We start from the raw sequence: 21,896 nt of genomic DNA on the forward strand, positions 1-21,896 counted from the left end.
GTTTAGGATGCATCAAATTTATATCCCACTCCGTGGACATTAATAATATACTGCGGATTTGTAGGATCCGGCTCAATCTTTTTGCGGAGATTGCTGATATGCACGATGATCGTACGGGTATCATTGTAGCTTTCCTGCCCCCATATTTCACGGAACAGCTCCTCATGAGTGAATATTTTGCCGGGATGGCTGCCCAAATATTTCAACAGCTCGAACTCTTTTTTGGCAAGGTTCACAGTGATTCCATCCACAGATACATGGCGTTTCAGTACGTCCATAATCAAACCTTTATATTGAATTATTTCCAATCGGTTTGAGGAGTTTCCTGACAAATACGGGCGACGCAGATGCGCTTTTACCCGTGCAACCAGCTCATTTGGGCTGAAGGGCTTCGTAATATAGTCATCACCGCCAACACTAAGGCCGACGATTTTGTCATGCTCCTCCATCATGCAGCTCACAAAAAGAATCGGCACCGAAGACAGCTTGCGAATTTCCTTACACACCTCGAACCCGTTCATACCTGGAAGGAGAACATCCAAAATGATCAAGTCGGGCTGAACTGCCAGCATCTTGGCAATCCCTTCATCGCCATGCTCTGCCAATTCAACCCCGTATTGGTTTTTTTGTAAATACAATTGAATAATATTGCGAATCTCCGGATCATCTTCAATAATCAAAATTGTCTGCTCTGCCACGATTCACCGCTCCATCCAACACATCATACCCAACATTCGGCATTCTCTCATACAAAGATAGTCAAATGGCGTTCCAAGGTCAAGCAGTATGTATTGGAAACATTAAATTACTTACTCCCCCACATACACCTGCACGATAGTATATTGACCATAACTAACTGCTGGACAAACACCTAATCTTGCTTGTTCTTCATATAGCTATCAATTCCATCGGCTATTGCATCTGCCAGCTGCTGCTGATATTCAGGTTCAGACAGCTGCTTGTCCTCTGTCGGATTCGTCATAAATCCCAGCTCAATCAGTACTACAGGCACCTTCGACCAATTAAATCCCGATAAATCGCTGCGGGCCACCATCCCTCTGGATGCAGCATCTGTACCTGCTTTCAGCGCTTCAAGAATCGCTGCCGCCGCCATTTGGCTTGCCGGCTGAATGCTCTGCGTAGATCTTACTCCTGCATCAGGGTAAAGGACCGAAAAGCCCTTGGCTTTGGGCGAATCATTCCCATCGGCATGAATACGGACAGCAAGCTGTGCATTCACGGCATTGGCCATCTCCGCTCTTTCCGCATTGCTAATGTCTACGTCATGATCCTCACGGGTCATCTGCACCTCGAATCCGCGAGCGATCAGCGATTCCTTGAGCAGCAGAGAAACTTCCAGGTTCAGCACATACTCTGGCTTGCCTGTAGCGACACCTCTTGTACCTCCGGTAACCCTCGCTTTTGTTTCCCTGGAACCAGGCGACACCGGCTCCTGCTGAGCATTGCCTTTACGTTGGTGACCGGGGTCGAGGTAAATAAGCCCACGTGAAACGGAAGCAGGTACTGCTTCTGCTGCGGATGCTTCCGGCGTAGGTGCCTGGGCAGGCTGGGCTTGTGACGACTGAGGAGCTATGGCTGATTCACTGGTTGTCAGGCTAGCCCCCGTAGACGAGGGTACGACCGAAGGCACTGTCTCAGTCTGGGCAGCAGGTTGAAGCGCTGAATCACTTGAAGGAACATTAGGTGCCTGAGTATAGGCAATGACCAGGGATACAGCACCAAACGCCAATAAGGCGGCAATTACACTCGTTTGAAGCTTACTCATAAAGACATTCAACTCCCTCTAATCATACAAACTTATTTGTTCAATTTAATGTGTTGTTTTCCCTGCCTCAGCTTGCTTCATGGTCACACCGTGCCAATCGGTTCGATAGAAACGAAGCATACATCCAAGGGCAAACAGGAACAGGAATACATAAAGTGAAATCCACGCCCCCATGCTTCCCCAATTCAATACAAAGATCAGTACATAAGCGCCCGGTATAAAAATCACCCAATTCAGAATGAGCGATATCCGCAGCAGGAACGTCGTATCCCCGATCCCCCGAAGTCCTCCCGCATAATAATTGAGCAGACCGTCAAATAGCTGTAAAAAAGCAGATACCGTAATCAACTGGGCTGCCAGTTTATACACATTAATTTCATTTGTATACAGCAGCGCTATGGGTTCGGCAAACACAAACTCGGCAAGACCGAGCACGAACAGGAAAATACTACCCAATATAGCCACATCTGTCGCCATGCGTCTTGCTTTAAACGGGGCACCGCGTCCGATTTCCTGACCGACCAATATGGTCGCTGTCGCTCCAAAGCCAAAAGCAGGCATAAAGCCAAGACCCATTACATTTAATGCAATCTCATTGGCTGCCAGCGCGTCCGTACCAAGTCTAGTTACGTACATCGTAAACACGAACATTGCGGCACTCATCGCAAGCTCCTGCATGCCCAGCTTACCGCTCTCCCCTATAATAAGCCGAGCCTCCTTACCACTCATCCTCACACGACGACGTGTATGGAAGCGCGCATGCATCCGTATCAGATAGACATACATACTGCCGGCCAGACATAAGGCTTCACCCAAAAAAACAGCCATCCCCGCTCCTTCCAGTCCCAGCTTGGGAAACCCCAATTGGCCATAAGTCAGGGTATAAGTGAAAAAAATCATGGTGACATTCGATAAAATGGTCATCACCATAGGGGTACGCGTATCCCCGACACCACGAAAAAAACCATGAAACACAAAACTGATCATAAAACAAGCCACCGCAAATAACCTGTAGCGCAAATAAATTGAACCGGTGTCCACCAGCTCCTGAGAACTGCCCATCAACTGTAGAATCGCCTGAGGCGCGACAATACCCAGTGTTACAATCCCAATGGCTGCCAGAAGCGCTACATAAAGCGCAATATACGTTCGCTCGACGGCCTGCTGGATTTGACCTGCGCCATAGTTTTGGGCCACCAGGTAATTTACTGAATGTCCAAATCCGGAGCAAATCGCCCAGGCATTATAGGCAATAATATTGGATACGCCTACAGCAGCAATCACGAGCGCCCCCATGGAACCAACCATAATCAGGTTAATTGTGCCTGTGACGGTACCTGAAGCAAACGAAATAATGGAAGGCAGCGCAAGCGTCAAAATCATTTTCCAGTTTTGTGTAAAACCCATATTTCCCGTTCTCCTTGGTAAAATTTATATTAATCAGGCCCTCCTCATTGTGCCCCATATCGGATTGCTATTCAAGAGACTTATAAATTCCTATCTCTTAAAAGAAAACAGCCCTTGGCATCATATCCAAGAGCCGTACGTAAGTCGTGCACAATATTATGATAATACTTACGGATGCTGCAGCTGTAGATCTCTGCTCTCGAAGGAAAGTGCTGTATCCATATAACCTTCCTCACGATTGAACAGGGCCAGGTCGCTTTTACCATTTCCATCCAGATCATGGACAACCAGCTTGGAACCTGGCTTACCCCATGGTCCAAAGGTAGACAGCAGCGAATAGCCGCCCTCCTTGTTATTCAAATATACGGTAAAACGTCCGGTTTCCGCATTCCAGCGCAATACATCCTCGCGTCCATCCCCATTGTAATCACCAAAACGCAGGATGCCATCCTCATTGGGTATGCCCAGCTCTTGCTTGGATTGCTTCCATTCCATCGAAGTGAGGTCTGCATTCCACTGACCGCCTCTTGCGGCACCCGGCCTTGAAGAGAACAGAGCAAAACTGCTTGTATCCAGTTTACGAGGCTGCAGCTCGGCTGTGAGCTCATTATTGAATGTATACGATTTGATCGGTTTGACTAAACCTTTACTGACTACGTAGCCAAAAAGCTGCAAACGATCCGTTGTCAGGCCAGCTACGACTACATCACCATCAGCCTGAGGCAGAACATATAAATTGGCACACTTGCGAGGTTCCGTCTTCCAGCTGTTAGTCATCGAGAAACGATGTCCGTCCGAAGTAAATCGCTCAAGGGTTCCCGATGGCTGCATGATCCACAGACTGTTCATTTTATCTTGGGTACTTCTGCCAAGCGCCGCTGCTGCTCCAGCCTTATAGGCAACATTGGCCCATTGTGACGGAGCTCCCTGCGGTTCATTGCGCATGCCATCAAAGGAGCCCGGGGTTACAGAAATGGATCCGTTATTTGTATCCCACCGGATCAGATCCGCCTGACCGTTGCCGGTTACATCCCCAAGCATCATTTTTTCTTTATCCTGCTGTGCGGAAGGGCTTAATTTCACACTATGCGCAGGGGTAAACGGAACGTAGTCCTGGATAGAAAAGAACGAATAGTGCTTCGCTTTCAAGCCAAGAACGAGCTTTTGAAGCAAGCTTTTGTCCTGGCTTAAATAATGATATTCGGGCAATCCATCACGAATGATGGTCTCTCCCGTTTCGTCCACAACCGGAGCCAAATACTTGAATTCCAGAAAAGGATGAAAAAAGAAAGAGGCTACAATATTCGATTTGCCCACACGATCCAAAATCAGCTTTTCATCCTTATTTGAAGGAATATAATCGAACGGAGTAGGTACATATGCAGCCCCCAGAGAGGATTGCCCATACCCGCTGTTGCGCTCTATCACATATTGGGCAACCGGCGTATTCCGGTTTGTCTGCACATCGGCTTGATAGTTCAAGCCAAAATAATTACGAAACATTTTATCCTGCTCAGGTGTTGACCGATAATGCGGTGATTCCCAGAAACGCGGCTTGAGTCCCGCATTTTTAAAAATGTTAAGTCCGGCCTGCAGTCTCGGTTCCGCAAAAGCCGCGGACATCGTTTCCTCGGAGCCGGGATTATTGAACTCATTTCCGATTCCTGAATCCTGATGTCCGTCATCACGACGAACACTGCCCACCTGGTGCGTATATCCATGCATGCCCAGTGTGGCTCCATCGGCGACCGCATCCTTCAATACCTTCTGATAGGCCGCTATGTAAGGACTATCCGCTTGATCAAGTGAAACGTCATAGGGGCTTCCATCCGCCGGCATGCTGATCCACCGTGGAATGACGGCCAGATGGTACACGACCTGCTGATCACGTAAATATTCAAGCACCGTTCGAAGCTTACCCAGCTGTTCCATCGTTTCATACTGTCCGCCCGGACCAATATCTTCAAGCCTCATAAGCACAAAACGCGGGGTGCTGGCTTCCCCCTCAACCGTAATAATTTCATAAGCCATGAACAACATACTTATCACAACGGCACATAAGGTATATTTCAACCATCTGTATTTAAATAGCATGGTCATCGTAATTCAAGCTCCCCTCTAGCTGCTATACCTAAAGAATTAAAACGCTTACATATTGATTGGGTTTCTCTATGATGATGGGTTTACTACGATGATTGTAGCAGATTTTTAGTGCTTCGAACATCATTTTCTTTTTAAAAAATAGGGACAAGGTCCCGGAAAAGAACCCTGCCCCGTTTGTTGTATAAAAGAACTGGAATTCCTGTTGAATGGGTCTCTGCTAATGGACAAATATGGCTGTTACAAGCTCATAATCGCAACTTCCTCCGGCCTGTATACAGCCGTGATTTCACCTTGAAGATCAGCTGCAAACATCACCGTCCGTTCGCTTTCCACGACAAAAGCATAACCTACCCCTGTAACAGGGTCCTTGATTCTGATATCCGTATCGATCGCATACTCGGAGACAAAGATGTACAAGGCGCCATCGCGAAAGCTTAGCTTGCGACCATACAAGCCGGGGCAATCGCCACCCTGCTGCCATTCCAGCTCCTCTGCAGCCCCTGCTGCCGCTAACGCCAGCTTATACAGCTCCTCCAACGGCTCGATTCGTTCGTTCAACTCTATCGGCAACGGGCACCAGATTAACCGGCCTTGCCCCAGCTGTACATCGGTTAGCTTAGTACTGCCTGTGTAGCCCATCGAGCCCGCGCCTTCGCTGGCAGAACCTGTTTGCGTTAGTACCGGCTTTTGCTTATTGGCATCGGCAATCCGCGCACCGCCGAATGAAACCGGCAGCCTCCGTCCGCTGATTTCAAGCAGCTCTTCACGCAGCAGGTTGGTCACGACTGTCGGCCCGACCTCGGCCGTAAGTCTCGACTCAGGACGCCAATATTCATCCAGACCTACAGGACCGGTAATGAGCAGCACGCCCCCTTGCTCACTAATATGAGCAACAAGCCTATCCAGCGCCTCCGTACTGAAGTTGTGCGCGCTTGGTACGATAATCAGCTTCGGTGACCAATCCGACAAAGAATCCAAATGATATTCGCTTAAACCGCGTGCATGCACATTCAGGCTGTAGGAGAGTGTACGCACCAGCTTCGTTGTGGCCTCATAAGCCAGCTTGCGATTCGAGAAATCGTTCGAATACGGAAATACTACAGCTGTTTCCTCAAGCTGACGCTCGACAAACAGGTCACGAATCGATTCCATAAACTGTCCAAAATCATACGATACGCCTGCTTCCGGCTTCTCTGTTCCGTCTGCCCGCAGCGCTCCAATATTCGATTCATTGATATTATTCATATAGAAGTTCGTATTCCAGATCCACTGCACTGCGCCCGCTCCGCCTGTCGAGAACGCATAAGCATATTTGCGCTCCAGGATATTGCGCAGCTCCGCTTCATTCCGTTTGGCCCGACCATCCGGCGTTTCCACGTACATAATACCCGTTTCCTGAATCAGGTTCGGCTTGTCAGCAGCCTTCGTAAAGACACCATCCCATACGAGATCATCCATTTTCCACCAGGAATGAACCGTCGTATAATCAACTGCCTCTGCGTAGAAAAACGGAGATGGACGCTGCGCTCCGAGACCCTCATCCTGCCCAACCGTAACCAGCTGCTTTGGTTGAATAGCCCGGATCGTCTGGATTAATTTGACTGCCCATTGATTGTGCATCTCCATCGTAAACAAGGTGTAATCGAGCCAAGGTCCACCTTTTTTGGCCAAATTTTCGGTCGTTCTAAAATTAATGTCATTCGGTTCAGGCAGCCGAGCCGCTTCAAAAGTTGGCAGCTCATCAGGCGTCATATTCCAACGTTCCTGCAGTAAGCGAACAGAGCCATGACGTTCTTTTAACCAATGAATAAAAGCTTTACGCTCGAAGGGGTCCTGGCATGAACGTGGGCCAGAGAACAAGCGGCGCGGATCGAACATGGTCGGCTCATTAATCAGGTCCCAATGTACATTGGTTGATTCCTTATGGCGCGATACAATTGCCGCAATAAATCGTTTCTGGGCTTCCACACTTCGCGGGTCCAGATAGGGGTTTATACCATCCCACGCTTCCGGAGTAAAGGCGAAAAAGTTGAAGGTGACTTCCAGCTCATAACGCTTGGCCGTCAGTACAAAAGCATCAATAGCCCGCAGCACTTCCTCATATGGATGTCCATCGACAAACATCACACTGCGCCAGGCCGTCCAGATACCGGTACGCAGCATATTGATGCCAGCCCGTTTCATCTGTGCCATATCGCGATCCCATACGGCCACATTCGGCATAAACAGGAACTTTCTGGCCACATCACTGGTCATATAGGTCATACCGACCACAGGCAGCGGACGGCCATTTTTCCAAAAATAATCACGGTCGACGCTAATCATTTCACCCTGCTGCAGCCACTGGCCATCCATGCCCCAGAAGCCTTGACGCAGCCTACGGGTTTCTCCATCCGTGGATACCGCCTCACATTCCACAATATAAAAGCCGGTCTCCACCGGGATTGGCAGGCTGTTGCGGATAAATCCAAGCTCAGGTGAAGCCAGCAGCTTCGTTTCGCCCTGCCACAATGTCGTAAACTGATCGTCCTTGTAAGAAAAGCTTGGGTCCGCAATCATCGCTGTGTTATCGTTTGCCTTCTTCAGCTTTAAGGTAAATGTCCATTCTGCATCCATACCGCTCCCACTGCCAAGTCGTTGAAGCTGTAAGCTGGTCGTTACTTTATCACCTGGCTCATAGGAGGCATAATTGGTTTTCAGCCACAGCTCGGTGACACCAAGCGATGTACAACGACTCCATGCCAGCAGCGCATTTACCCCTGCGCCCTCATGCCAGAACGCTGGGCTTATCTGCTGATTAATCAAAATCCAGCGTCCGCCGGTATAGGTGCCCTTCGTATTTTCAATCAGGACGGCAGGGGCTGCTGCTTCCCGGCTTACCTTGCCTGCGGTTACACCAAACATCAAGGGTACAATATGAGCATCCATAGGTCCGCTTGATCCGAGCTGTCCAGGCTGATCATCCACCTTGGTTACATGGAGCACCAGGCCGTATGTAGGTTCAATTGTGAACAGGTCGGTCAAGTCTGCGAATAACGGAATATCCATGTTCGCTGTAAGTCTGGCAATGGGTGAAGGATCGATAGCAATCGCTTCATGGATGTTCAACTGCTGATGATAGCCGGTTTGTTCGGGTTCTTCTATCCAGGATGAGGTGTCTAAGCCCGCCTCCCCGTCATCGAATACCGGCACCTTGAAGGGGGCTCCCCCCAAATGCACAAGACCCTTTCCCTGACGCAGATGCTCAATAATTGCCGTCCATGCTGCCTTGGGTACGTAGGGTCCATGCAAATGAATCAAAGTATCGGCATACGGCAGCTGCTCTGCAAGCTCGTGGGCATTGGCAATAATCGCATGCTCACCCAGCTGCTTCAAAGCCTCTGCATCAGGACGCGCTCCTGCATAAGGAAAGCTTGGATCGTAAAATACAACTGATGTAGTCATTCAATCAACCTCCATTTTTGTTAGGTTTGTTAGGTTCACAGACGGTTTTCCGTGAATCACTTTAATGGTATGATGAGGTTTAGTCAATTGAATTTGTAAGAGGGGATGATTCCTTTATCCAGCCAGCATGCCAAAATAACGATGCAGCTCATTGCTGACCGATTGGGTGTTTCCAAATATACAGTGTCACAAGCATTATCAGGCAAGATCGGGGTCAGTGAAGCCACAAGAGCTGAAGTGGAAGCTATGGCAAGGGCGCTTGGCTATCGAATCAAATCGGACAAAAGAAGTGCCTATTCAAAACCACCCAAGACAGTCTCGGATGCTGCCTCGGACTTGCCCTATGCTGCTACTTTAATCAGCGATAGTGAAGTACTCCACACTGAGACTGCTCCTGCTTGTGTAGCCATTTGGGTCCATGATGCACAACGCAAAGAGCCCAGCTTCTGGTCACGCGTACTGGGCGGGGTGATGCTTGGGTGCAGCAACAATGGGTGGCAGACACAGGTGCTTTCGTCCGACAAGCTGCTGATGGACAATCCGATGGCTTCTCCGCTCACGGACATAACCAGTCCAGCTTGCCTTGGCTCTATTGTGCTGGGTACGCTTCCGATCCGCTCACTTCATAAGCTCGCTCAGCTGCATCAGGCTCATGCTCCGATTATTCTTGTTGATCATGAGGAGCCGCTCATTCGTGCCGATTGCATATTGAATGCCAATCTGGAGGCTGCCCGGCTGGCTTGCCGCCGGATCCTCTCACAGGGCTGTAAGCGAATTGTATTTGTGGGAAAGGATGCTTACTCTGTCAGCTTTCAGGAAAGGTGGTGGGGCTGCCGCCAAGCATTGGATGAATACTCACGCCAATTGGAGGGCTATTCACTGAGAAAATGGACCATCTCCTATGGTCAGCCCGCATGGGAGCAGCAGTTGGCCAAACGTGTGGGCGCATCTCCATCTGAAGAACTGCCGGATGGCTTTGTTTGCGCCAACGATGAAATTGCGCTCAAGCTGTTGAAGCTGCTGCAGGAGCAATCGATATCTGTGCCTTCAAGGTGCAAGGTCATTGGTATCGATAACATCGATGCCAGTGCCAGCTCCACACCTCCACTGACTACAGTGGAGCTGGCCAAAGAATTGCTCGGCACCAGAGCCGTGGAGGCCTTGGAGCGTAATCTGACTCATCCGAGTGTACATTCGGAAAAAGTTATTTTGTCCGCTCGCCTGATAACACGGGGATCGGGGTAATGGGCTGCTGCTCGTAATTGCTGGTTTCTGCTGCTGTTAAATCACAGCCGCTGCAAACCGCAGTCTACGATAATCGGCGATCCATCGTTCACCGTCAAACAACTGCGCATGCAGCAGCTGTTCACAGCGCACATAAGCTTCCTCCCGTTGTTCAGGGTCCAGATTAACAAAGAACATACCCGCAAACGCGTCCAACCAATATCTAAGCCCGTTCACGCCTCCATCCAGCGGTGTCGGCCTGTCGTAATGCTCCATGGAGCGCACTTCGAAGCCATGCTTCTCCAGTAGAGCGCTATACGTTCCAATTGCCGGGAAGTACCAGGGATTAAGCTTACCGGCATCTATGCCCCATGTCCCCAGAACCTCCGATATCGCCTGAGCTATCGCACCTATATTACCTTTGCCTCCAAACTCGGCCACAAACCGTCCGTGATCCCGCAGCGCCAGTCTGACCGACTGAATCACACGCTCAGGCTCTGTCATCCAATGCAGCGCGGCGTTGGAGAACACAGCGTCGAAGGACTCCTCCACACGAAAGGTGTGACCGTCAGCTACTGCGAACCTTAATGCCGGATATTTGCTTCTCGCTTGAGCAATCATCTCCTCCGAACCGTCAATTCCCATACAATCTGCGCCGAGCTGCACAATTTCCTGAACCAGATCGCCAGTCCCGCAGCCCAGGTCCAGAATTCGCTCATTGTGCTTCGGCTCCAGCAGCCCGACAACACCTTTTCCTAACCGTGACACATAGCTAATATTGCTGTCATAATGATCGGCATCCCATTTACCATTAACCTGTTTATTCATCTTCCATCAGCTCCTTTTATTCCATTATGCGATCTACAACTTAATAAGTGAAATATATTAAATTAATTATTATTATAGTTATTTCCTATAAATGATACACTCTATTGATTTGCTTCCTATTAATAATTCACGCTGCAGCTCAATTTGCGACGTATTATCGACATTAAATGCAGCAGCAGCGCGTTCTGTTCATTTTTTTAAAAGATTCCATTTACTTATGAAAACGAGTAGCTATATAATGGATTCATTATTCGTTGAGATTCAAACCACAGTAGATTTATGACTTACTCTTCGATTACACCTCAAATTCCTTCATACCATCAACAATATCGAAAGTGCTAAACCTTTTGTGAAACGATGCAGGCAGGTGAAAAAACATATGCAGAAAATCCCAGTCACACGTGATGGAAAACGAGGCTCCGATATTTTAATCGTCCAATCTGATGAGGTGGTCAAGCTGGAGCAAATCAAGGACAAGGAATTCGTTATTCATACGGCTACCGATAAATATTATTGGGCTGCTTCGCTTGAAGCTTTTGAAGAAGCTATGTATGAGGAAGGCTTCCGGCTAATCGACCAAATGAATGTAGTCAATATGAACCATGTTACCGAATATGACATCAAAAAAGCGGTAGTATATTTGAAGCCCGAGAATGAGACCTTCTCGAAAACTGCATCTGCCGCCTGGATTCATAAAGATCATATTATCAACGTAAAGAGCATGCTCGGCGAGTTGAAAAAGCTCGACAAAAGCAATAATCCGGATGAATTTCAGGATGATATATTTGAAACTATCCTCGCGCAGGAGGAGGACAACCGTTTTGCCCGCTCTTATGCGATGATTCAGGCAATCTATGAGCGAAAAAAAGCGGAGAAGCAGTTGGAGCAAAGCGAGCTTCGATACAAATCTTTATTCCAGAATAACCCCGATCCTATCTGTTCTTTTGATAGCCATGGGCATTGTACCAGCGCAAATCCTGCTATCTTCTCCATAACCGGCTATTCCGAAATCGAGCTATTAAATAAATCGATTCATCATCTGATTATTCCTGAGCATCTGGATCGATGGCATAAGCAATTTACCGGAACGATGAGCGGAGAAACCCATCAGTATGAGATCAGCTTTCTACATAAAGATGGTGGGATTGTCGAATTGAGCATACTGAACGTCCCCATTGTAGTTAACGGCCAGATGAGCGGTGTATACATGATCGGCAAAGATATCAGTGAGCGCAAGCGTGCCGAGGAAATGCTGATCCGCTCCGAGAAATTGTCGATTGTGGGTCAACTGGCCGCTGGAGTTGCGCATGAAATCCGCAATCCGTTAACCTCCTTAAAGGGCTTCGTTCAATTGATGAAGTCCAAAATATCTGGGTACGAATCCTATTTTGAGATTATGCAGGACGAGCTGGAACGAATCAACTTTATCGTCAGTGAATTTCTTGTGATTGCGAAACCGCAGTCAGTTGTTTATCAGCCGAGGGATTTGAGAGTTATTTTGCAAAATACGATTGTTCTCGTAGGCTCACAAGCAGCACTTCACAATGTTGAGCTGATCACGGAGGCCTCGGCTAACCTGCCATTAATTAATTGTGATGAGAATCAAATCAAACAAGTATTTATTAATGTTCTGAATAACTCCATCGAATCCATGAACGAAGGCGGCATGATCCTGATCGAGCTGCAAATGAAAGAAGCGAACCAAATTATGATCCGCTTTACTGACCAAGGCTGTGGCATTCCGGAGGAGCGAATTCCGAGGCTTGGGGAGCCGTTCTACACCACAAAGGAAAGAGGCACAGGCCTTGGACTGATGGTCACATTCAAAATCATCGAAAATCATGGTGGCAAACTGCGAATAACAAGCGAGATCGGCGCAGGCACTACTGTTGAAATCACGATGCCTGCCATGTCATAATCTTCGATTAATACACATTACCAGGGTAAGGCGGATAATAAGGCTGTTGCGTCGGATATGGATACGGGTATGGATACGCCTGATAGGGGTACGGATATGGATAAGGTACCGGGTAATAGGACGGATAATTATAAGCCTGCGTCAATGCAAGCGGGAGCAGCAGCGAGTTATTGAATCCTCCATGAAAGCCATTACCATGGAAATTATTTCCATGATATCCGCCGCCGCCATGATACCCACCCCCATGATGTCCGCCGCCACCATGTCCGCCGCCATGTCCACCTCCTTGAAAGCCACCACCTACGGGCTCACGTGAAATAGATATCGGCAGTATTTCATTTTGAAGCTGATCCTGCTCCTGTGTTCCATTTTGTTTAGTCATTTTAACTCTCCCTTATCCATCTGGAATGGCGATTCTCACCGTACATCATATGTACATTCGCCTACTAGGTGAGCTTGTGAAGGAAAATGGGCGCCGCGTTGTGCCTTCTTAACTTGTTTTCCGCCCATCAAGCTCTTCGCTTAATTCAAATTCCCAGGTCATATCATACTAGAAACTCAAGTATCCATAATTGCAAATAACCAGCACCCTCCGTGTCCTCCTGGGAACAACGGCGGGGCTGGTTCAAAGCTTGATATCAGCTAACTGTTATCGATTTAACAAGCTGCCCACATAACGCAGCAGCTCATTGGCTGACGAAGCGGTATACCCATGCTCTTCCACCAATCTGCTGATCACCTCATTAATTCGCTTGAGCTGCGTTTCATCCGGTGTTTTGGTCGAAGTCGTAATTTTCACAATATCCTTCAGGTCGGTGAACAGCTTCTTCTCAATCGCTTCACGAAGCCGCTCATGGCTGCTGTAGTCAAAGCGGTGACCTTTACGTGAATAGGAGGACATACGGATCAGAATCTCTTCGCGGAACGCTTTTTTGGCATTCTCGGAAATACCGATTTGCTCTTCGATCGAGCGCATCAGCCTTTCGTCCGGATCCATTTCCTCGCCTGTCATCGGGTCCTTCACCTTCCCCCAATTGCAGTACGATTCAATATTATCGAGGTAATTGTTGAACAAGGTTTTGGCAGATTCCTCGAACGAATACACAAAGGCCTTCTGGACTTCTTTTTTGGCCAAATCGTCGTATTCCTTACGGGCTACCGAAATGAAGTTCAAATAACGTTCTCTTTCTTCCTTCGTAATCGAGGGATGCTGATCCAATCCGTCCTTCAATGCACGAAGCACATCAAGCGCATTAATGAATTGCAGGCCCTGACGAATCAAAGCACTGGAAATCCGATTGATGACATAACGCGGATCAATACCTGACATCCCTTCCTCCAGATACTCGTTCTGCATTTCCTTAAGGTCAGCTTCCTTGTAGCCCTCAACCTCCTCACCATCATACATCCGCATTTTTTTCACTAAATCCATACCTTGCTTTTTCGATTCCTTAAGCCGTGTCAGTATGGAAAAGATCGCCGCTGCGCGCAATGAGTGAGGAGCAATGTGAATATGGGCCATATCGCTTTGCCCGATCAGCTTTTCATAAATTTTCACTTCGTCCGATACCTTCAAATTGTATGGAATCGGCATGACGATCATCCGCGACTGCAAAGCTTCATTCTTTTTGTTGGCAATAAACGATTTGTACTCCGATTCATTCGTATGGGCAATAATCAGCTCGTCAGCAGAAATTAACGCAAAGCGCCCTGCCTTGAAATTCCCCTCCTGTGTCAGTGACAGCAAATTCCACAAAAATTTCTCATCGCACTTCAGCATCTCCTGGAACTCCATAATACCGCGATTCGCTTTGTTCAGCTCTCCATCAAACCGATAGGCACGCGGGTCGGATTCAGAGCCGTACTCCGTTATCGTTGAAAAGTCAATGCTGCCCGTCAAATCAGCAATATCCTGCGACTTGGGATCCGATGGGCTGAACGTACCTATGCCTGTGCGGCTTTCCTCGGAAATGAATACCCGCTCGACCATCACATCCTCGATCCGGCCTTGATATTCTGTACGCAGTCTCATTTGGCAGGAAGGACAGAGACTCCCTTCGATCTTCACTCCGAGCTCCTGCTCCACATCGAAGCGCAGCTGCTGAGGAATCAAATGCAGAGGCTCCTCATGCATCGGGCAGCCTTTAATGGCATAGACGGCTCCCTCGTCAGTTCGTGAAAATTGCTCCAGACCCCGCTTGAGCAGCGTTACAATAGTTGACTTGCCTCCACTCACAGGTCCCATCAGCAGCAGAATCCGCTTCCTGACATCCAGACGCCTTGCTGCGGAATGGAAATACTCTTCCACAAGCTTTTCTATCGCATGATCAAGACCAAAAATGTCCTGATCAAAGAAGCGATACCGCCGTTTATTAGCCTCGTCCCCGATTCCCTGTGCAGCCAGCATGCGATATACCCTGCTATGGGCGGTCATTGCGAGGTAGGGCCTTTGACGAACCATCTCAATATATTCGGCAAATGTTCCCGTCCATGCCAATCGGTCGATTTCCGTGCGATGGTCCGAAATTTTTTTGAATATGTCCATGGGTTAACCTCCTAAGAGTTTTCCGAAGGAAAACTGACTTCGTAAGCATGTGCCAAGTTTTCCGAAGGAAAACTGACTTCGCAAGCATAAACCGTTTTTTTGAAAAGAGAGCTGACTTCTTACGTTAGGGACGTCGCCTATGCGGTACCATCAAAATTGAAGTGTAATAAATAAGTATGCAATGAATGAGGATAAGTTGACCTAAAATTTTAGACAAAAATTTCAATATTGAAAAAGCAGCCGTATAAGATTTCAACGATCCGATCTGTGCTATAATAATTGTAATTTGGGTAAATAACCATATACAAAGGAGAACGACAACCGTGCCGATCAAAACTGAGACCGAGCTCTATGCACCGGTTAAATCCTTCTTCGAGCAGCAAGGCTATTCAGTCAGAGGTGAAGTTCGCCATTGTGATCTCGTCGCTATCCGTGGTGAAGAGCAGCCCGTTATTGTGGAATTAAAAAGATATTTTTCGATCCCGCTGCTCCTACAGGGCATTGATCGGCTTCGTCTAAGCCGTTGTGTATACGTCGCTTTTGAGCTTCCAAATAAGGGGCGCGCTCCTCATGGAGCCAGTTGGCCGGAGCTGCGCAAGCTGTGCCAAATGCTCGGAATCGGCATGATAACCGTACAGTTTTTTAAACGAAAGCAGCCGGCTGTGCATATCGAATGCCATCCCTCCAAGGCTCCTGAGGACATGTTAACAGCTTCGCTTCCCTTGACAGCGGCAGCTTCTTCACCGGATTTAAGCTTGACCTCACCATCGTTGCCCTACATAGCTGTATTGGATGAAATAGATGAGACCACCGGTGTGAATGGTTGTGGGTCTGACGCTAATCCTGAACCATCCCCTGCAATCTATCAGAATACAGAGCCGCTGTACACGCCAGCCAAGCTGCCTCGTCTCAATAAAAGGGCGGCGGAAGGCATTGTAAAGGAATTCAAAGAGCGGCGGGCAGACTACAATGTAGGCGGCAGCAGCAAGCGAAAGCTGATGACTTCGTACCGTGAGAAGGCACTCCATTTGGCACAATTGCTTCATCACCACGGCACCTTAAGTCCCCTTCGCCTGCGTCAACTAACGGGTAACTCCAAGGCCGCCGGTTTATTACAAAAAAATTATTATCGATGGTTCCAGCGAGTCGAACGAGGTGTTTATCGTCTGAGCCCGCTTGGCGAAGAGGCGCTTGTTACTTACGGACACGTGGTGGCTGAACTTCCGCCGTTGCCTATACTCTCAAGCAGATCAGGTATTTAGATACAGGTATAAAAGTGTACACAAGCCATATGCATAGTAGTAGATTTTCCCGGAGGGAGTTGTCCAAGGGCTATGAATCGTCTGCTAAAACCAACTGAAGGACCTTTGAAGAGCGCTTTCATTTCCTATAAATGGTATGCTTTACTACTATGCTGTCTAGTGCTGTTGATCAGTCTATCTTGGTCACGGCTCATCTCACCGTCTGTACGTTCTGCTGAATCCGATATACCGCTGCGAATACAAACGCCTTTTGACAGTCAAATGTCTGAACCCTTGAAGCCCTCCGTTTATATGTCTATGTTTCCTGATGCCTCAACAGTACCTGCTGCTCCAGCAAATGACCCTATATCTACAACTGCGACTGCCACTGCGACTTCCGCTCCGGTTGCATCAGAAGCTGTCCAGCAGCAGCAGCCCCAGCACATTCCCGTATTAAACTATCACAGCATTACTATTGATCCCGGTAATCGCGCTGTCATTACACCAGCTAAATTCGAGGAGCAAATGCTCTATTTATCCAAAAACGGCTACCATACGCTTACGCTGCAGCAATTTATTGATTACATGGATGGGACAACAACCTCGCTTCCGAAGAAACCTGTTCTGCTGACCTTTGATGACGGATATGCGGATAATTACGAGCATGCCCTGCCACTGTTAAAACAACTGAACTTTCACGCTACGCTTTTTGTATCTCCCGGCACAACTGAGGACGGTTATTTCCTCAATTGGGATCAAATCAAGGAAATGCATGAAGCAGGCTGGGATATACAACCTCATGGCATGACGCATCCTCACCTGCCCAAGCTATCTGCAAAAAGCCAAGCCTTTGAAATCAGCGAAGCCAAACGTCAAATTGATGAACAGTTGAAGATCAATACGACCGTATTTTGCTATCCCTTTGGTGAAAAAAATGAGACTACACTGAAGCTGCTGCAAGAGCATGGCTTCCGTTATGCCTTCACCATTGATCAAGGCTTAGCCTCTCGGGACCAGAACCGACTGCTGTTAAAACGCTTATTTGTGAATGGCGAGGAATCTATTGAGCCCTGGATAGCCCGACTTGAGCAGGGATCAGTCAAAGTCAAATCATGACTTGCTTGCTCATCTGGATAGTAATAGTAATAGAAATGGGCCATGCAGGAGATAATAACCTCCATATCATTCATGAATAGGATAAGAGTCCCATGAGCCCAATTCGCCCAAACAAAAATCCTGTATTTGAATTCACGCCCCAATCCAGTACACCGTTATCGGCTATACTGAAGGCGAATACCGAGCACCTGCAAACGATTTATGTCGATTGCCCGGATCTGGTCGTTCATCCATTCTCATTTGGCAGTCAAATTGATGCGGTTTTGTTTTATATCGAGGGTTTGACGGACGCGATAGCGCTGGACCGACAAGTACTAACCTCCCTTATGAAAGAGCAAAAGCTGGAGGATGGTCAGCTTTTATCCGAGCTTAAGGAGATTCTGCCAGTCTCTCAATCTGAAAACGTGACTACCTTTGAAGAGGTCGTAGCCTGTATTTCGAAAGGTATGCCCGTTATTCTTTTAGATGGAGAGAACTTTGGGTTAGCTTTTGGTTTAAGCAAATGGGAGAAGCGGAACATTGAAGAGCCGATGTCTGAATCCGTTATCCGCGGCCCCCGGGAAGGCTTTACCGAAACCTTGAGCACCAATATGTCCTTGCTGCGCCGCAAGCTCCGCAGTCCTTCCTTCAAGCTGAGAACAATTCAGATCGGGCGCTATACCCAGACTCAGGTTGCTATCGCCTATATCGATACCTTGGCAGATGAAGTCTTGCTACAAGAAATGACAGAACGTCTGGAACGTATTGATATCGATGGAATTTTGGAAAGCGGATATATTGAGGAGCTCATCCGTGACTCGAGAAAATCTCCATTTCCACAGGTCCAATCCACCGAACGCCCTGATGTCGTGACAGCCGGACTGCTGGAAGGTCGTGTTGCCGTGCTGGTGGATGGGACTCCAATTACATTAGTAGCTCCGACTACCCTTTATTCCCTGCTGCAGTCACCTGAAGATTACTATCAAAGCTATTTGCTCGGTTCTTTTATACGCTGGACACGATATTTATTTCTGGTATTCGCCTTGCTTGGCCCTTCCATGTACGTGGCTGTACTAACCTATCATCAAGAAATGCTTCCTACCACACTGCTGTTGAGCATTTCCAAATCCCGTGAGGATATTCCGTTTCCGGCTCTGGTCGAAGCTATGCTAATGGAAATTACGTTTGAGGGCTTACGCGAGGCTGGCGTTCGGTTACCTAAGCAGGTGGGTGCGGCCGTGAGCATTGTAGGCGCACTCGTTATTGGACAAGCGGCTACCTCGGCAGGTCTGGTATCAGCCCCGATGGTCATGGTTGTGGCTTTGACCGGAATCGCTTCCTTTATGATTCCCCATTTCACTTTTGGCATTGCGATTCGGCTGCTGCGCTTTCCGATCATGCTGCTGGCAGGTATGCTCGGCTTGCTTGGTTTGATGCTGGGAGTCATCATGCTTGTGATCCATCTCAGCTCGCTTCGTTCCTTCGGGGTGCCTTATCTGTCTGCAATGGCTCCCATGAAAAAAGGCGAATGGAAGGATGTACTCATTCGTGCTCCCCTATGGAGCTTGAATACCAGACCTGATCTAACAGGCAATTCTGGCGGTATTCGTCAATCGCCCAACAACAAACCTGGATCTGACAAAGGTGGGTCATCTTAGCATGAGCAGCAAACCTGATGCCACTATCAGTCATCGGTTTATCCGAACCCTGATGATACTGCTCCTTTACATTCTTGTGTTGATCATGACCACAGGCTGTTGGGACCGGAAAGAAATTAATGATCTGGCTTTTGTCATGGGAGCTGCAATCGATCAAAAAAGCGAAGGGCAGATGGAGCTGTCCGTTCAGGTGTTCATACCAAAAGCAGAAGGCGGAGGAAGTGCTTCCTTAGGTGGTACGGCATCCTCTAAAGGAGCTGCACAAGAGCAAACAATGGTCATATCCGCTGAAGGTGTGTCGATTGCCGATGCAATGTCACATCTTCAAGAAAGGCTGCCCCGGGAAGTGTTTTGGGGACATAACGAGGTGTACATTTTTGGACAAGCACGGGCACAACAGGGAATTCGTGAAGATGTCGATTTCATGCTGCGGTCATCGGAGCCGCGGGAACGTGCCAATGTATTTATTAGTAAGGGTTTGGGTAAGGAGACCTTGCAACTAACACCACCTCTGGAACGAAATTCGTCAGAAGTACTGCGGGAAATATCCAAATTTCATACCGGCCTGCAGGTAACCATCAAAGAATTAGCGGAAATGCTGACGGGAGACGCCAATGCCGCGGCGCTTCCTTATATCGTCATACGGCCTCCAGAACCGGATAAGCCGCCTAACCAGACCATTGCTTATATTCAAGGAAGTGCCATTCTCAAGGATGGAAAAATGGTCGGGAAATTAGACAGCCAGGCAGCACGCGGTATTTTATGGTTAAAAGACGAGCTCAAAACCTCCGTCATTACCGTAGCTCCAAGTCATTCCAAAGGCTCCGTGTCTTTACGCATGATCCGCAGCTACACCCAACTGCTACCAAGCATTGTGAATGGTGTTTGGCATATGGACGTACATATCGAGACCGAGGAAGATGTGCAGCAGAATACGACCGGGATCAGCCTTATGGAGCCGGATTGGGTCAAAACAATTGAGCTCAGTGTAGATAAATTGATTGAAAATCGGGCAAAAAGAGCTTTGCAGCCCGCACAGGAACGATTCCACAGCGATATTTTCGGATTTGCCGATGCCTTTCACAGAAAGTACCCTAAAGCCTGGAAAACAGCGAAGGCGAATTGGAGTGACATATTCTCCAGAATGGAGGTCAGGATCGTTTCCCGTTCTCATATTGTCAGACCCGGAATTTCTAATCCCGATGCAACCTCACCAGAAAAAGGAGTGGATTCCCAATAAAATGGGCAAATATTATTTATGCAACTGTGGCCATCGCGTTGATTGTAGGCGCTGAGTGGGGGAAGCTGCGGCAGCAAACCAAGGATAAATGGGCATTTCTGTGGATCATAGCTATAGGATGGATATTAGCTATAGTTTTGATAGTCAAGACAGGTTTACCTGGACCTACTCAGTTCATTGAGTCCGTCTACAAGCCTCTTGGAGAGCTGTTGAAGCCTCCTCCAAGTTGACCTTTGCCTGATCTGCAAGCATCAAGATGGAAACGATGGGCAGAAGGAGGAGAATTTTAAGCTTATGAACGCAAAGGAACAGATCTCATCCGCCCAGATGGCTATTTTGATGTATCAAACCGTTTTGGGAACGGCTATTCTTTTATTGCCCTCTGCTACAACCGCTTTAGCGGGTCGCGATATGTGGCTCACCCCGATAATCGGCAGTATTTGCGGATTTGTGATGGTATGGGTGGCCTATCGGCTGCATCAATATTATCCCGATCAGAGCCTTATTGGTTGTATGGATTCGATACTTGGTAAATACATAAGCAAAATCGTCGGATTCGTGTTTTTATTATTTAATCTGCATATCCTCGGAGCTACCGTTAGAGACTACTCCGAGTTCATCGTCGGTAACTTTTTTAAAAAAACACCCCTTATTGTCGTAGCTGCAAGCATGGTATTGGTATGTGCATTTGCAGTCCGCGCTGGGATCGAGGTCATTGCAAGATGTGTCCAGCTGTTTATACCCGTCGTGCTCCTGCTCCTGCTGCTTACGATTTTCTTTATTATCCCGGATATGAAGCTGACGAATTTACTGCCATTTCTGGAGAACGGTTTGGTCCCTCCGATCAAAGGCTCCCTTATCGTACAGGGCTGGTTCTGCCAATTTGTGTTGATTTCGTACTTGTACCCAACACTAAAAGACCCTCACAAAGCCTTAAAGTGTGCCTATATCTCCGTAGCCGCGGCAACCTTCACAATGGTTATGATGAATCTTGCAATTCTTCTGTTGATGGGAACGCTGGCAGGCCGAATTATATATCCGGTTTTATTTGCTTCCCGGTATATTATGCTGGCCGACTTCTTCGAGCATGTCGAGGCCATGATCATGATGATATGGGTGCTTGGGACCTTTTCCAAGCTGTCACTATTTTATTACACGTTTGCTGTAGGTGCTGCCGACTGGCTGAAGCTCACCAGCTATCGCTCGATTGTACTGCCACTCGGGGTTCTCATTACCGTGATGTCGATTTGGGTATCGAACAACCTGCAGGAGCTGGCTCATTTTATATCAACCAGCGGCACCTTTTATATTTTAACAGGTTTTGTCGTGTTTCCTATTTTGTTATGGGCAATTGCCAGCGTTCGTCGCCGTGTGAGTCAGCCATAATCGTTATATTCATGATCAAGC

16 protein-coding genes are annotated in these 21,896 nt (G+C 48.0%); 8 read left to right on the forward strand and 8 right to left on the reverse strand.

Going from position 1 to position 21,896, the window contains the following annotated elements; genetic code table 11:
• Positions 1-2 precede the first annotated feature (2 nt).
• The 5 genes from NST47_RS30775 to NST47_RS30795 form a co-directional block, all read right to left on the reverse strand.
• The gene (locus NST47_RS30775; protein WP_341158543.1) at positions 3-698 is read right to left on the reverse strand and encodes a response regulator transcription factor; all 696 of its coding nucleotides are present in this window, start codon (positions 696-698) and stop codon (positions 3-5) included.
• 173 nt (positions 699-871) lie between these two features.
• On the reverse strand, positions 872-1,786 hold the full coding sequence (locus NST47_RS30780; RefSeq protein WP_341158544.1) for an N-acetylmuramoyl-L-alanine amidase family protein: 915 nt from the start codon (positions 1,784-1,786) through the stop codon (positions 872-874).
• Positions 1,787-1,831: 45 nt separating this feature from the next.
• Positions 1,832-3,193: an MATE family efflux transporter gene (locus tag NST47_RS30785; protein ID WP_341158545.1), complete on the reverse strand. Its 1,362-nt coding sequence runs from the start codon at positions 3,191-3,193 to the stop codon at positions 1,832-1,834.
• A 168-nt stretch (positions 3,194-3,361) separates the two neighbouring features.
• The gene (locus tag NST47_RS30790) at positions 3,362-5,293 is read right to left on the reverse strand and encodes a DUF2334 domain-containing protein (RefSeq protein WP_341158546.1); all 1,932 of its coding nucleotides are present in this window, start codon (positions 5,291-5,293) and stop codon (positions 3,362-3,364) included.
• Between the two features lie 240 nt (positions 5,294-5,533).
• The gene (locus tag NST47_RS30795) at positions 5,534-8,740 is read right to left on the reverse strand and encodes a beta-galactosidase (RefSeq protein ID WP_341158547.1); all 3,207 of its coding nucleotides are present in this window, start codon (positions 8,738-8,740) and stop codon (positions 5,534-5,536) included.
• Positions 8,741-8,845: 105 nt separating this feature from the next.
• On the opposite strand from NST47_RS30795, the gene NST47_RS30800 reads away from it, so the two are divergent.
• Positions 8,846-9,985 (forward strand): LacI family DNA-binding transcriptional regulator, encoded by a 1,140-nt coding sequence (locus NST47_RS30800; protein ID WP_341158548.1) that lies wholly within the window; start codon positions 8,846-8,848, stop codon positions 9,983-9,985.
• Positions 9,986-10,021: 36 nt separating this feature from the next.
• Here NST47_RS30800 and NST47_RS30805 read toward each other — a convergent pair whose 3' ends face one another.
• Positions 10,022-10,792 (reverse strand): class I SAM-dependent methyltransferase, encoded by a 771-nt coding sequence (locus tag NST47_RS30805; protein WP_341158549.1) that lies wholly within the window; start codon positions 10,790-10,792, stop codon positions 10,022-10,024.
• A gap of 379 nt (positions 10,793-11,171) precedes the next feature.
• Between NST47_RS30805 and NST47_RS30810 the strand changes: the two genes are divergently transcribed.
• Positions 11,172-12,710, forward strand: a complete 1,539-nt coding sequence (locus tag NST47_RS30810) for a PAS domain-containing sensor histidine kinase (protein ID WP_341158550.1) — start codon at positions 11,172-11,174, stop codon at positions 12,708-12,710.
• Between the two features lie 7 nt (positions 12,711-12,717).
• Here the strand turns inward: NST47_RS30810 and NST47_RS30815 are convergent, their stop codons facing one another.
• Together NST47_RS30815 and NST47_RS30820 are read right to left on the reverse strand one after the other, a co-directional pair.
• Positions 12,718-13,092 carry a hypothetical protein gene (locus tag NST47_RS30815; protein ID WP_341158551.1) on the reverse strand — a complete coding sequence of 125 codons (375 nt, stop codon included), beginning with the start codon at positions 13,090-13,092 and terminating at the stop codon, positions 12,718-12,720.
• 267 nt (positions 13,093-13,359) lie between these two features.
• On the reverse strand, positions 13,360-15,255 hold the full coding sequence (locus NST47_RS30820; RefSeq protein WP_076234541.1) for a PrkA family serine protein kinase: 1,896 nt from the start codon (positions 15,253-15,255) through the stop codon (positions 13,360-13,362).
• Between the two features lie 323 nt (positions 15,256-15,578).
• On the opposite strand from NST47_RS30820, the gene NST47_RS30825 reads away from it, so the two are divergent.
• The 6 genes from NST47_RS30825 (at position 15,579) to NST47_RS30850 (ending at position 21,875) form a co-directional block, all read left to right on the forward strand.
• On the forward strand, positions 15,579-16,517 hold the full coding sequence (locus NST47_RS30825) for a DUF2161 family putative PD-(D/E)XK-type phosphodiesterase (protein ID WP_341158552.1): 939 nt from the start codon (positions 15,579-15,581) through the stop codon (positions 16,515-16,517).
• Positions 16,518-16,589: 72 nt separating this feature from the next.
• A complete protein-coding gene (locus NST47_RS30830; protein ID WP_341158553.1) occupies positions 16,590-17,612 on the forward strand; it encodes a polysaccharide deacetylase family protein in 1,023 nt (340 codons plus the stop codon).
• A gap of 92 nt (positions 17,613-17,704) precedes the next feature.
• Positions 17,705-19,249, forward strand: coding sequence for a spore germination protein (locus tag NST47_RS30835; RefSeq protein WP_341158554.1), 1,545 nt, complete (start codon positions 17,705-17,707; stop codon positions 19,247-19,249).
• A 1-nt stretch (position 19,250) separates the two neighbouring features.
• Entirely contained in the window at positions 19,251-20,489 is a 1,239-nt protein-coding gene (locus NST47_RS30840; protein WP_341158555.1) for a Ger(x)C family spore germination protein, read from the forward strand.
• 26 nt (positions 20,490-20,515) lie between these two features.
• Entirely contained in the window at positions 20,516-20,719 is a 204-nt protein-coding gene (locus NST47_RS30845) for a hypothetical protein (RefSeq protein WP_341158556.1), read from the forward strand.
• A gap of 64 nt (positions 20,720-20,783) precedes the next feature.
• Complete coding sequence (locus tag NST47_RS30850) at positions 20,784-21,875, forward strand: GerAB/ArcD/ProY family transporter (RefSeq protein WP_341158557.1); 1,092 nt, start codon at positions 20,784-20,786, stop codon at positions 21,873-21,875.
• Positions 21,876-21,896 lie beyond the last annotated feature (21 nt).

Source organism: Paenibacillus sp. FSL H8-0034 (assembly GCF_038000305.1).
Taxonomy (GTDB): Bacteria; Bacillota; Bacilli; order Paenibacillales; family NBRC-103111; genus Paenibacillus_S.